At 33.4% G+C, this 12,731-nt stretch carries 11 protein-coding genes; 10 read left to right on the top strand and 1 reads right to left on the bottom strand.

The window, feature by feature from the left end; translation table 11 throughout:
- Positions 1-59: 59 nt before the first annotated feature.
- From C4S35_RS13035 to C4S35_RS16115, 9 genes are all read left to right on the top strand, one after another.
- Complete coding sequence (locus C4S35_RS13035) at positions 60-650, top strand: dual specificity protein phosphatase family protein (protein ID WP_104000595.1); 591 nt, start codon at positions 60-62, stop codon at positions 648-650.
- A gap of 256 nt (positions 651-906) precedes the next feature.
- Entirely contained in the window at positions 907-1,860 is a 954-nt protein-coding gene (locus C4S35_RS13030) for an acetyl-CoA carboxylase carboxyltransferase subunit alpha (protein ID WP_104000594.1), read from the top strand.
- A 140-nt stretch (positions 1,861-2,000) separates the two neighbouring features.
- Positions 2,001-3,545 (top strand): replicative DNA helicase, encoded by a 1,545-nt coding sequence (dnaB, locus tag C4S35_RS13025; RefSeq protein ID WP_104000593.1) that lies wholly within the window; start codon positions 2,001-2,003, stop codon positions 3,543-3,545.
- Between the two features lie 172 nt (positions 3,546-3,717).
- Positions 3,718-4,107 (top strand): hypothetical protein, encoded by a 390-nt coding sequence (locus tag C4S35_RS13020; protein WP_104000592.1) that lies wholly within the window; start codon positions 3,718-3,720, stop codon positions 4,105-4,107.
- Positions 4,108-4,751: 644 nt separating this feature from the next.
- Positions 4,752-5,543 (top strand): sensor histidine kinase, encoded by a 792-nt coding sequence (locus C4S35_RS13010; protein WP_104000590.1) that lies wholly within the window; start codon positions 4,752-4,754, stop codon positions 5,541-5,543.
- 2 nt (positions 5,544-5,545) lie between these two features.
- On the top strand, positions 5,546-6,214 hold the full coding sequence (locus C4S35_RS13005) for a response regulator transcription factor (RefSeq protein WP_104000589.1): 669 nt from the start codon (positions 5,546-5,548) through the stop codon (positions 6,212-6,214).
- A gap of 330 nt (positions 6,215-6,544) precedes the next feature.
- On the top strand, positions 6,545-7,804 hold the full coding sequence (locus C4S35_RS13000) for an asparagine synthetase B (RefSeq protein ID WP_104000657.1): 1,260 nt from the start codon (positions 6,545-6,547) through the stop codon (positions 7,802-7,804).
- A gap of 257 nt (positions 7,805-8,061) precedes the next feature.
- Positions 8,062-8,394: a glutaminase gene (locus tag C4S35_RS16120; protein WP_341865133.1), complete on the top strand. Its 333-nt coding sequence runs from the start codon at positions 8,062-8,064 to the stop codon at positions 8,392-8,394.
- 176 nt (positions 8,395-8,570) lie between these two features.
- On the top strand, positions 8,571-8,732 hold the full coding sequence (locus C4S35_RS16115; RefSeq protein WP_244175279.1) for a glutaminase: 162 nt from the start codon (positions 8,571-8,573) through the stop codon (positions 8,730-8,732).
- Between the two features lie 191 nt (positions 8,733-8,923).
- On the opposite strand, the gene cphA is transcribed toward C4S35_RS16115, so the two are convergent.
- Positions 8,924-11,548, bottom strand: coding sequence for a cyanophycin synthetase (cphA, locus tag C4S35_RS12990; RefSeq protein ID WP_104000588.1), 2,625 nt, complete (start codon positions 11,546-11,548; stop codon positions 8,924-8,926).
- A gap of 251 nt (positions 11,549-11,799) precedes the next feature.
- Here cphA and C4S35_RS12985 point away from each other — a divergent pair, with 251 nt between their 5' ends.
- The gene (locus tag C4S35_RS12985) at positions 11,800-12,675 is read left to right on the top strand and encodes a cyanophycinase (protein ID WP_104000587.1); all 876 of its coding nucleotides are present in this window, start codon (positions 11,800-11,802) and stop codon (positions 12,673-12,675) included.
- The last annotated feature ends 56 nt before the right edge of the window (positions 12,676-12,731 follow it).

Below are 12,731 nucleotides of genomic sequence, written 5' to 3'. Positions count from 1 at the left end.
TAAAACGAGAGTAAAGAATTGCAATTTCAGTTTCCATTAAAAAAAAATAAAACAATAGCATGAAAAGAAGTAAAAAGATAATCGGTTTTTTGTTGCTGGCGGTGATTTTATTTTTTGGTGGTAAAGAGATTTATGACATGAATATAAATCATAATTTTGAGACAATTACGGAGGGTAAAGTTTATAAATCCGGTGTTATTCCGCCAGATGAATTGGAAAGTTACGTTACCAAATATCATATAAAATCGATTGTTGATTTGCGTTTTCCAGGAACAACAGATTTAAAGAATAATCCGGAAATTCCTGCTGAATTAACCGCGGAACAGAAAGCAGTGGCAAAGATGAAAGGAGTGAACTATTTTAATAACGGGTCAGATCAGGTTCCGAAACAAGAAAACTTAGACCGGTTTTTTAAAATAATGGATAACAAAGCAAATTATCCAGTGTTGATTCATTGCTATCATGGCATTGGCCGCGCCGAAATGTATTCAGCACTGTATAGAATAGAATATGAAAATTTCACTAACGAAGCAGCGCGTCAAGGTGTTAGACTGTTAATGAAATTTAGTTCCTTTGATGATGGCACTCCTAAGGGGGAGTATTTAAAATCTTACAAATCCAGAAAACAATTAGAGGCAGAAAAAAAATAATTTTCTGTCGTAAAACATTTAAAATTCAAGCTTAGATTTTGAATGGTTTTTGATTTAAAAAAGGAACTTCAGTTGATATAAAGATACTTCCCCTTTTACTACTGCAAAGGAATAAAGATAGTTTCTCTATAATTAAAAAATGATTTTAATTATTTATTAAAGAGCAGTAGGAGACATAAATGAAAAAATACCCTTTTTGAACGATTTAAAATTTTATATTTGCGGTTCGAATTAAAAACAAAAACGTAGAAATCCTATGGAATATTTAGATTTTGAACTTCCAATAAAAGAACTCGAAGATCAGTTAGATAAATGTCTTGTTATTGGTCAAGAATCGGATGTTGATGTAACAAATACTTGCAAACAAATCAACAAAAAACTAGAAGAAACTAAAAGAAAAATTTATAAAAACTTAACTGCCTGGCAACGCGTTCAACTATCCAGACACCCAAGTCGTCCGTACACTATGGACCATGTACGGGCGCTATGTGGAGAAACGTTCTTGGAACTTTTTGGAGACAGAGGTTTTAAAGATGATAAAGCCATGATTGGTGGTTTAGGAAAAATAGACGGACAATCTTTTATGATTGTAGGTCAACAAAAAGGATTTAATACAAAGACGCGTCAGTTCCGAAATTTCGGAATGGCAAATCCGGAAGGATACCGCAAAGCGTTGCGATTAATGAAAATGGCAGAGAAGTTTGGCATTCCAGTCTTGACTTTAATTGATACGCCGGGCGCATATCCGGGACTTGAAGCGGAGGAACGCGGACAAGGAGAAGCAATTGCCAGAAACATTTTTGAAATGGTACGTTTAAAAGTGCCAATTATTACCGTTATTGTTGGAGAAGGAGCATCAGGTGGAGCATTAGGAATAGGAGTTGGAGATCGAGTATACATGATGGAAAACACTTGGTATTCTGTTATTTCTCCTGAATCATGTTCTTCTATTCTTTGGAAAAGTTGGGAGTATAAAGAACAAGCTGCTGAAGCTTTGAAATTGACTTCTTCAGATATGAAAAAACAAAAATTAGTCGATGATATCATTCCTGAGCCTTTAGGTGGAGCGCATTACGACAGAGCGGCTGCTTTCAAAACTGTAGAGCAATATATCATGAAAGGATTCAATGAATTGAAAGACTTATCAACAGAAGAATTAATTGCTCAAAGAATGGATAAATACAGTAAAATGGGTGAATATAAGGAATAAATTCTTACAAATTTAAATTTGATCCGAAGCCTTATTGTTTCGGATTTTTTTTTGGTTATAAACAAAAAACAGTTACTTATGAACAATTATTTGTAACAACTCAATCATTATTTTTTTTAAATTTTAGCTACTTTCGTTACATGGAAAACTTCAGAAATATTAATCCTGTGAAGATTGATAAAACAACTATAATAAACCTGGAAAAAGGAAAATTGCAACCACAGGTTCTCGATTTAGAAGAGGCTGTTCTTGGTGCTATGATGATTGATAAAAAAGGGGTAGATGATGTAATTGATATTTTACAACCCGATGCTTTTTATAAAGAAGGACACAAACATATTTTTGAGGCCATTGTTCAGTTGTTTACAGAAACACAGCCTATTGACTTGTTAACCGTTTCTGCCCAACTTAAGAAAAACGGAAAATTAGATTTGGCAGGAGGGGATTTTTACTTAATTCAGCTTACGCAAAAGATATCGTCTTCAGCGCACATTGAATTTCATTCCAGGATTATACTTCAGAAATTTATACAACGCAGTTTGATTCGTATTTCAACTGAAATTATCGAGGATTCTTATGATGAAACAACGGATGTTTTTGATTTATTGGATAGAGCTGAATCTAAATTGTACGAAATAACACAAGGGAACATAAAGCGTAGTTCCGAAACGGCGCAAAGTTTAGTGTTGCAAGCTAAAAAACGTATTGAAGAAATCGCTGGCCAGGAAGGATTAAGTGGTGTAGCGACTGGTTTTGATAAATTAGATAAGATTACTTCCGGTTGGCAACCAAGTGATTTAATTATTATTGCAGCAAGGCCAGCAATGGGTAAAACCGCATTTGTATTATCAATGGCCCGCAATATGGCAATTGATTACGGAATGCCAGTAGCCTTATTTTCGCTGGAGATGGCATCGGTTCAATTGATCACCCGTTTGATTTCTTCGGAGACAGGTTTGTCATCCGAGAAATTGCGTACTGGAAAACTTGAAAAACACGAATGGGAACAACTGAGTACCAAAGTCAAGAATTTAGAAAAAGCACCTTTGTTTATTGATGATACGCCTTCATTGTCAATTTTCGATTTAAGGGCTAAAGCTAGACGTTTGGTTTCTCAGCATGGTATTCGAATTATCATTGTGGATTACTTGCAATTGATGACGGCTGGCGGAAACGGAAAAGGGGGAGGAAATCGAGAGCAGGAGATTTCTACGATTTCCCGAAATTTAAAAGCATTAGCCAAGGAATTGAATGTACCTGTTATTGCACTTTCCCAATTGTCGCGTGCGGTCGAAACCCGTGGGTCCAGTAAAAGACCCTTGCTTTCTGACCTACGTGAATCTGGAGCGATTGAGCAAGATGCCGACATTGTATCATTTTTATACCGTCCCGAATATTACAAAATTGATGAGTGGGATGATGATGAAGCTTCGCCAACTGCAGGTCAGGCAGAAATTATGATTGCCAAACACCGTAACGGAAGTATAGAAAATGTTCGTTTGAAGTTTATTGGTCATTTAGGAAAATTTGATAATTTGGAAGATTACAGTGGCGGTTATGATGATTTACCATCAAGTATGAATCAAGATGATAATCCTTTTATTACTAAAAATCTGCCTTCGGCTAATGAAGCTTTTGGTAGTAATCTGAATGACGATGACGACGATAGCGATGTGCCGTTTTAGAAAAAAAAAATAAAATTTTTGTTTCTTATATTTATACTATTAAAAAAGCCTAAATCATTAATAATTTAGGCTTTTTTAATAGTATAAATAGTAAATTTGTTTTGTTAAGGTAATATTAATTAGTAGTTTAGCAAATAATTGTCTTCTATTTTAAATTAAGTAACTTATAAATATGTCTGAAGAAAATTTTACCGAAAACCCTCAATTAAATAAATTAACAAACGCAATATCACTTAATGAAGCACAACGTTGGGCTAAGCGTTGGTCTAAAGAAGAGGGTCAATACAATAAACATCATCATGTACATGCTTTTTTAATCCCTAAAAAAGACATTTTGGAAGTATTGGTCGAAGGTATTGATGCAGTAAGAGCGTATATTGGCGTAAATGATAAAGGCGTTGAAAAATTAATGATTGTTGGAACTAAATTGGATCCTTTGACTGGTATTTATGTAGATATGATTTCTGAAGGAGATGGAGTCAACAAGGAAGCGGATGCTATTTATGATTTTACAGAACCTTGTCCTACGGCATGCGATCCTGAAAGTCCAATGTTTAAATAAGAAAACAAGATGTTAAAAATATTTGCAAATATTGGTAATTTGATTTTGATATGTAATTTAATTCTTTTTATTAAAGACTTTCGGTTTCAAAATAAAGAGTTTAAGATTTTTACTTTTTATCTGGCAATTATTCTTAGTATTCAATTGGGATCCAAAATTTTGGTAAATCTTCAGTATCAAAATTTATATCTGTCTCATTTTTATTTTATTGGACAATTTATTATGCTCAGTATCTTTTATAAAAATTTATTCAAAGAGGCATTTCAAAAAAGAATAGTAAACATTGGATTTATTTCTTGTTTGCTGTTATTAGGCATTCAATACGGACTTAATCCCAGTTTGTTTTTTAAATTTAATTTGTTTGAAATTTTCATAACCTCCTTTTTATTGATTATTTATGCCGTTTTTCATTTTTACAATATGTTGAATTCAAAAAAAGAATTTTATTATATCAATATGGGAATTTTGCTTTACTTGTTTGGGAGTACCATTTTGTTTTTAGTAGGTAACCTTATGACATCATTAAGTCCAAAACTAAATAAATTTCCATGGATTTTGAATGCTATATTATTTATCGTTTATCAAGTTTTCATAATAATAGAATGGAAAAAAAGTAACTCTGAAAAGATAATTAATGCAACTTTATGAAGGTAAATGCTTTACATGAAAATGATATAATTGAAATTATTTTTTATGCTTGTTTTGCTTTTTTTTTAATGGGAACAGTAATGGTCTTGTTTTTTTATTTTTCAAGAAAGAAGATTATTCAGAAAGAATTAGAAAAAAAAGATTTAGAAATTCAGTACCAAAAAGAGCTTTTAAGTGCCGTAATTATTACTCAAGAAGAAGAGCGTAAACGTATTGCACAAGACTTACATGATGACATTAGTTCTAAACTTAATATCGTTTCTTTAAACAGTCATTTGCTAAACACCCCTAATTTATCTCGGGAAGAAGTTACTGAAATTACTGCAAATATTATTAATCTTACCACTAAAGCTCTAGATAATTCCAGAAAAATTGCACATGGACTTTTGCCACCCGTTTTAGATAAATTTGGGCTTCACGCCGGAGTTGAGGAGTTATGTTTAGAATTTAGAAGTTCTAAAGTAATTAATGTAAACTACGATAATAAAGTGTTGTTTGACATGGAAGAAAATGACAAACATTTACATGTTTTTAGAATTTTGCAAGAGTTGATGAATAATTCGCTTCGCCACGGAAAAGCAACCGTAATTTCTATCCTTTTTGAAAACACTAAAGAAGGAAAAATTTGTTATTATTCCGATAATGGAATTGGTTTTGATTTGGATAATAATAAAAATCAGAAAGGTCTTGGTATGAAAAATATCCAGAGTAGAGTGGCTTTTTTAAAAGGAATAATTACGATAGATTCCGCTATTAATAATGGAATTTCAGTAGTTTTTAATTTTTAAAGATGAATAACACAATCAAAATAATAGTGGTAGATGATGAAATACTTTTTAGAAAAGGAATTTCATTTTTGTTGGAGCGCGAAAAAAACCTGGAAATTATTTTTGAAGCTTCAAATGGTAATGAACTTATTTCGTTCCTAAAGACAAACAATGATCATCCTGATATTATTTTGATGGATTTGAAAATGCCGATAATTAATGGAGTCGAGGCTACTAAAATTATTCGACAAGATTTTCCTGAAATTAAAATTATTGCACTTACGAGCTATGATTCTAAATCTTTTGTTGCAAATATGATTGATGTTGGTGCAGTTTCGTATTTGATTAAAAATGCTACGCCCCATGATTTGGTAACCACCATAAATGAGGTTGCGTTAAAAGGATTTTATTACACGGATTATATCATGAAAATTATTACAGAAGATGTATTAACAAATAAAAAAGTTAAAAGCAACTTTGACTCTAACTTCCTTACCAAACGGGAAATTGAAGTACTTAAACTTATCTGTTTTCAGAAAAGTACGGTTGAAATAGCAGATCAACTTTTCATTAGTCCCAGAACGGTTGAAGGGCATCGAAATAATTTGTTATTGAAAACTGAATCCAGAAATATTGCGGGTTTAGTTGTCTATGCGATTCAAAATGATATTATGTTGGGCACTATCTCATAAAATGGATGAGGTAAAATATTTAATCAAAAAAAAGCTGGTAACACATTATATAGAAAACGGCTATAAGTACTATTAATAGGGAGATTCCAATGTTTATTGCAAAAATCTTCATATTGAAAGATTTGGTTTTTTTCTTGCAGTTTATTTCTAAATTTTCCATAGATGCTTCTGTTTTTTACTGAGATGTAAATTTATGCACTTGATATAGTTTGTCTATGCGTATATTTACGTGTTTTATGCCTTACTGAATTTGTAGTTTTATTTTAGAGTGAAATTTTTGTCATTTTAATTACTTACGGGCTATCTTTGATAGATAAAAATTTAGAAACAATGTTGCAGCGAATTATTTATATCTTAGTTATTCTAGTTTCTTTTTCCGCAAAAGCTTCTTTTATTTTGTTGCCAATGGATGAAACCACGCAGCAAAATCATCTTAAAGCTTATGGAATTACATATTGGTGTTTAGACAAAAATTATAAAGCGAGCTGGTTACTGAATTATCGTGGAGGGTCTTTTTTATTACCCGATGCTCCTGAAATACGTAAAGAATGCCAAATCCGAGGTGTTAGTTTTGAAATTCTTTCGGATACTGAAGAAGCCACAATCTTAAATGAAATTTCCAGTCCTTCACAAAATATGGAAACGGTTATTCTGGAAAAAGCACCAAAAATTGCAGTTTACACACCCAAAGGGAAACAACCTTGGGATGATGCTGTGACTATGGTTTTGACTTATGCCGAAATACCTTTTACTCCAATTTATGATGAAGAAGTTTTAAGTGACCAACTTTTACTTTATGATTGGCTGCATTTGCATCATGAAGATTTTACGGGTCAATATGGTAAGTTTTTTGGCGCCTATAGAAATGCGCCTTGGTACATCGAGCAAAAAAAAGAAGCTGAAGCTTTGGCTGCAAAATTAGGATATACAAAAGTGGCTCAAGAAAAGGGAGCTGTTGCCAAAAAAATTAGGGACTTCGTAATTGGTGGAGGTTTCATGTTTGCTATGTGTTCTGCAACGGATAGTTTTGATATTGCTTTGGCTGCCGATGGTGTTGATATTTGTGAGACCATGTTTGATGGAGATGCGAGTGATGCTAATTACCAATCGAAGATGAATTATGGAAATACTTTTGCTTTCAAAGATTTTATTTTAGAGAGAAGGCCGGAACAATACGAATTTTCAGATATTGATATGACTTTGAAAAGACGAATTCCAATGGAAAAGGATTATTTTACTTTGATGGAATTTTCAGCAAAATGGGATCCTATTCCCAGTATGCTATGTCAAAATCATACTCAACTAGTAAAAGGGTTTATGGGTCAAACCACTTCTTTTGACCCAGCACTCATCAAATCTAATATATTGGTTATGGGAACCTGCGAATTAAATGGTGAAGTAAGGTACTTTCATGGTGAAAAAGGCAAAGGTATGTTTACTTTTTATGGAGGACATGACCCTGAAGATTTCCAGCATCAGGTGGGCGATTCTCCCACAGTTTTGGATTTGCATCCTAATTCTCCAGGATATCGTTTGATTTTAAATAATGTCTTGTTTCCTGCAGCAAGAAAGAAAAAACAGAAAACATAATCTTATCATTTTAAATGTATTAAATTCTTTACATGAATTACAAAGTCATTTTATAAGAAATAGATATAGAATCTAAAAAACGGCACTCACAAGGGAAAGCTACTTCTTCCATTCCCGAATTAGCTAAAGTAAATCCAGATAAATTTGGCATTCATTTGACTACAATAGAAGGCAAGATTTTAGCATTGGTTATAGTATTAAAAAATTTTATATTCAAAGTATATCGAAAGCCCTGACTGTTGCATTTGATTTTTTTTTTGGATGAAAAAATAGGAAAGCGATTGGTAGTTGAGTCATTACGAAGTGCCATTAATTCATTAGTACAATTAAAATATGAAAAGGAATTGCCCGAAATCCTTTTATTAATGAAGGCGCAATATATGCTTGTGAACCATTTGGAAAACCCAAAACAAGATTTTCTGGATTTTACACGAATGATCTCTGGTAATCCAACGATTGATTTTAATTTAAAAGTAGCACAATCGGAAAAAAGTACTCGTTTCAGGAATATCGTTTTGGCTAATTTTTTAAAATCTTTTAGGAATATAAATAACGATGTGGATGAAGTTCTGGATTTTTATTTCCATTAGTATTCCGTAGAAATGCCGTGTAAAGAATTAGCGCAGTCTTTTTTCTTTCTTGCCAATGAAGGGGAAACTAAAGCTGGAATACCAATTTTAACCAAAAGTTAAGTAAAAAGACTTAATGCTTTAATGCAAACTTGTGGTTTTTATGATGAGTCGGGAGAATTTACTATACAGTGCAATTGCCTGATAAAAGCGGAATTACAGGAAGAATTGCTGGTTTGTATTCTAAGAATTTTGTGGTTGACACTTGGAGTCCGCGACGGAACGAAAAAGGAAATTCAGAGTTGGTGATGAATGCGTTAAAATTATTAACTACGAAAACGGTAATGTCAATTTTATAAAAATAAAGGTATTACGGCATATGAACTATAGCCCTGATTGAACCGATATCCTTTGAGAGGAACGAACAAAGATAAAGGCGAAAGCAGGAAACAGCTACTAAATTAAACCACCATTACAGGGATAAAAGTGTCATACTAAAACGAAAAAAAAGCTACTTGTTACAGTAGCTTTTGTTATTTATTGAAAAAAATTAAACGCTTTCAGGTTCGTTTTCTTTGTCTAAATATTCTTGTACAATATCGATGGCATTAGTTACAACATCACTTAATGCGGTGATAAAACTTCCTTCTTCGGCGCAATTTATAGCATGTTTAATTGCTTCGGTTTCTTTAGGAATAATTTCATACGTAACCGTTTTGCCAGAAGTTTTAATTCCTTCGAGAATTAAATTAATAATTTCGTCTTCGGTTCTTCCTCTCAAATATTTTTCTTGTCGAATGATTATATGATCAAACATTCTTGCGGCAATATTGGCACATTCCCTAATGTCTTCGTCACGACGGTCTCCAACACCGGCTATTATTCCGATTTTCTTAGTTGCATCGACACTTTGTAAATATTCTTCAACACCTTTATAACCGGATGCATTATGAGCAAAATCAATCAGTACTTTGAATTTCTTGAACTCAAAAATATTCATGCGGCCTGGAGTTTGTGCTGCACTTGGAATAAAAGTCTGTAAAGACAAACTGATATCTTCGGTTTTAAAACCCCATAAATAACTTGCTAAAGTTGCCGCAAGTACATTGGCAATCATAAATTTCGCTTTTCCGCCCAATGTTAAAGGTACGTGAGTGGCACGCTCAATTCGAATTTTCCATTCTCCTTTTTTGATGGTAATATAGCCATTTTCATAAACCGCAACTGTTTTTCCTTCAGCGCATAGTTTTTTGATGAAATCACTGTCTTCACTCAAACTAAAATACGCAATATTACAATTCAGGTCTTGGCCTAATTTTACACATTGTTCATCGTCTCCATTCAAAACTGCCCAACCACTTTTCTTGATGCTTTTTACTACTGTTGCTTTGACTCTGGCCAAATCATCTAACGTGTGTATGTCGCTTAATCCCAAATGATCTTCCTGAATATTAGTAATGATTCCAATATCGCAAAGAGTAAAACCTAAACCGGAACGAAGGATTCCGCCACGGGCAGTTTCCAGAACAGCGAATTCTACCGTTGGATCTCTCAAAATATATTCGGCACTAATAGGTCCTGTTGTATCTCCTTTTTCCATCATGTGATTTTGAATATAAATCCCATCAGATGTGGTGAATCCTACTTTGAATCCATTATTTTTTACAATGTGAGCCAAAAGACGAGTAGTTGTAGTCTTACCATTGGTACCAGTAACTGCAATAATTGGAATACGACATGATTTACCGGGAGGATACAACATATCAATCACTGGCGCAGCAACATTTCTGGGCAGTCCTTCGGAAGGGGCAAGGTGCATTCTAAATCCAGGAGCGGCATTTACTTCCAGAATTACACCACCATTTTCTTTTAATGGTTGCGTTAAATTCTCGGCCATGATATCCACTCCGCAGATATCCAGTCCAATTACTCTTGAAATTCTTTCGGCAAGGAAGATGTTTTCTGGGTGCATCATATCGGTAACATCCACAGAAGTTCCACCTGTACTTAAATTAGCAGTGGATTTTAGGAAAACTATTTCGCCAATTCGTGGAATAGTTTCCAATGTATAGCCTAATTTTTCCAACAAATCTTCAGTATCTCGATCCACATCGATTTGGGTCAGCACATTTTCATGTCCATAACCTCTTCTAGGATCCAGATTGGTTGTGTCAATTAATTGCTGAATGTTGTCTTTCCCGTTTCCTATTACATGAGCAGGAACTCTTTTTGCTGCAGCGACAAGTTTATTGTCGATTACCAATATTCTAAAATCGAATCCAGTTATAAATTTCTCGACAATAACGCGTTTACCATATTCTTGTGCGAATGCCAAACCAGAAACGGCGTCTTCCCAATTAGTAACATTAATAGAAGCTCCTTTTCCATGATTTCCACCCAATGGTTTTAGTACGATAGGATAACCAATTTTTTTTATCACTTCCGCTAAACTTTCTTCATCTATACAAATGCTTCCGCTGGCTACTGGGATTGATGCCATCTCCAACATTTTCTTAGTTTGTTCTTTGTTGCAGGCAATATCTACTGCGATACTGCTGGTTTTACAAGTAATTGTTGCCTGAAAACGCATTTGATTAATACCATATCCTAGTTGAACTAATGAATTTGTTCCCAATCTTATCCAAGGAATATTTCTGGAAACAGCTTCTTCTACAATACTTCCTGTACTTGGTCCAAGTCGAACACGTTCCCGTATTTCACGCATTTTCTGTAAATCAGCATCCACATCATATTCTCTTCCGGCAATTAAAGCTTCGGCGATTGCCACAGATGATTCAGCCGCAAAAAGACCAACATTTTCTTCGGTATAACTAAAGACTACATTATAAGTTCCCGGAGTTTTGGTTTCTCTGGTTCTACCAAATCCAGTTTCCATTCCAGCCAAAGATTGAATTTCGAGTGCAATATGTTCAATCACGTGACCCATCCAAGTACCACTTTCTACTCTGGAAAAAAATCCGCCGCGACAGCCTTCAGAACAACGATGTTCAATCATTGTAGGCAACATGGCTTCGATTCGTTCTCTAAATCCGTCTATTTTATTAGTTGGGAATTGTTCGATTTCCTCCAAATCCAATCGCATTTGGATTAATTTTTTTCTTCGTATGCTCCATATATTGGGACCACTAAGGGCTTGTACTTTAATTATTTTCATAAAATGGGGATGTTGTTTTTTGACTTAAATGAATATTTAATTACTTAATTTTAAATACAATAGGCTGTATTTTTTTTAAAAAATAAGATGGTAAATGCTATTTATTTTTTAAATAACAGATAGAACTAAATTAAAAGTAGTTTTTTTTAAATAGGAATCAAAATTTATTTAATAATTATTCTGTTCTAAATTATTGAAAAAAATAATTAAACTTAAAGTGCTGTTTTTATCTTTTTGGTTATTTTTACAAAATGAATATACTAGGAAAACTGATAATAATAGGAGGTGCAGTAGATAAAGGAAGTTTTACTGAAACTAATTTCGATAAAAATGCAACTAACAATTTAAATTTTTTTGAAACTGGAATTTTAAAAAGGATTATTAACGAATCAAAACACAAGGAGAATTCACGTATCGAAGTTATTACAACAGCTTCAGTCATACCGAAGGAAATTGGTCCTGAATATGTTAAAGCATTTGAGTATTTGAATGCAAAGAATATTGATATACTTACGATAGAAAGAAGAGAGCAAGCAGCAGAAAAATCCATTTTGGATCGACTAAAAGCAGCTGATATAGTTATGTTTACCGGAGGAGATCAATTGCGATTGACATCCATTCTAGGCGGAACACCTTTTCATGATATTCTACTGGATAAGTATTACAATGAAGAATTTATTTATGCTGGAACTTCAGCAGGAGCTGCTGCAGCATCAAATAATATGATTTATCAAGGCAGTAGCTCAGAAGCTTTGTTGAAAGGTGAAGTGAAAATTTCTAGCGGATTAGGATTAATAGATGGTGTAATTATCGATACTCATTTTGTACAACGTGGCAGAATTGGAAGGCTCTTTCAGGCAGTTGTTGGTAACCCGAGAGTACTGGGAATTGGTCTTGGAGAAGATACGGGTTTGTTAATTACTAATAATAATAAACAAATGGAAGCGATAGGTTCTGGATTAGTAATTTTAGTTGATGGTCGCGAAATAAAAGACACCAATTTGACGAAAGTAGAATTAGGACAACCTATATCAATTTCCCATTTGGTAACACATGTAATGAGCAAATTTGACACCTATAATCTTGAAACGCATAAAATGCATATTCAATCTTCACATTACTTATAAATCAGACAATAGTTTTCAATATCTAAACGACAGTCTAAAAATAAAATCTGCAACCT

This window comes from Flavobacterium urumqiense (assembly GCF_900108015.1).
In the GTDB taxonomy this organism is placed as follows: Bacteria; Bacteroidota; Bacteroidia; order Flavobacteriales; family Flavobacteriaceae; genus Flavobacterium; species Flavobacterium urumqiense.
The sequence above is the reverse complement of the archived record's forward strand: the minus strand, read 5'-3'. Positions and strand labels throughout refer to the sequence as shown.

Excerpts from the sequence above, each read along its gene's own strand:
- C4S35_RS13030 (WP_104000594.1), top strand. The coding sequence starts at position 907 with ATGGAATATTTAGATTTTGAACTTCCAATAAAAGAACTCGAAGATCAG.
- C4S35_RS13020 (WP_104000592.1), top strand. The coding sequence starts at position 3,718 with ATGTCTGAAGAAAATTTTACCGAAAACCCTCAATTAAATAAATTAACA.
- cphA (WP_104000588.1), bottom strand. The coding sequence starts at position 11,548 with ATGAAAATAATTAAAGTACAAGCCCTTAGTGGTCCCAATATATGGAGC.
- C4S35_RS13005 (WP_104000589.1), top strand. The coding sequence starts at position 5,546 with ATGAATAACACAATCAAAATAATAGTGGTAGATGATGAAATACTTTTT.
- C4S35_RS13000 (WP_104000657.1), top strand. The coding sequence starts at position 6,545 with ATGTTGCAGCGAATTATTTATATCTTAGTTATTCTAGTTTCTTTTTCC.
- dnaB (WP_104000593.1), top strand. The coding sequence starts at position 2,001 with ATGGAAAACTTCAGAAATATTAATCCTGTGAAGATTGATAAAACAACT.
- C4S35_RS13035 (WP_104000595.1), top strand. The coding sequence starts at position 60 with ATGAAAAGAAGTAAAAAGATAATCGGTTTTTTGTTGCTGGCGGTGATT.
- C4S35_RS13010 (WP_104000590.1), top strand. The coding sequence starts at position 4,752 with ATGAAGGTAAATGCTTTACATGAAAATGATATAATTGAAATTATTTTT.
- C4S35_RS12985 (WP_104000587.1), top strand. The coding sequence starts at position 11,800 with ATGAATATACTAGGAAAACTGATAATAATAGGAGGTGCAGTAGATAAA.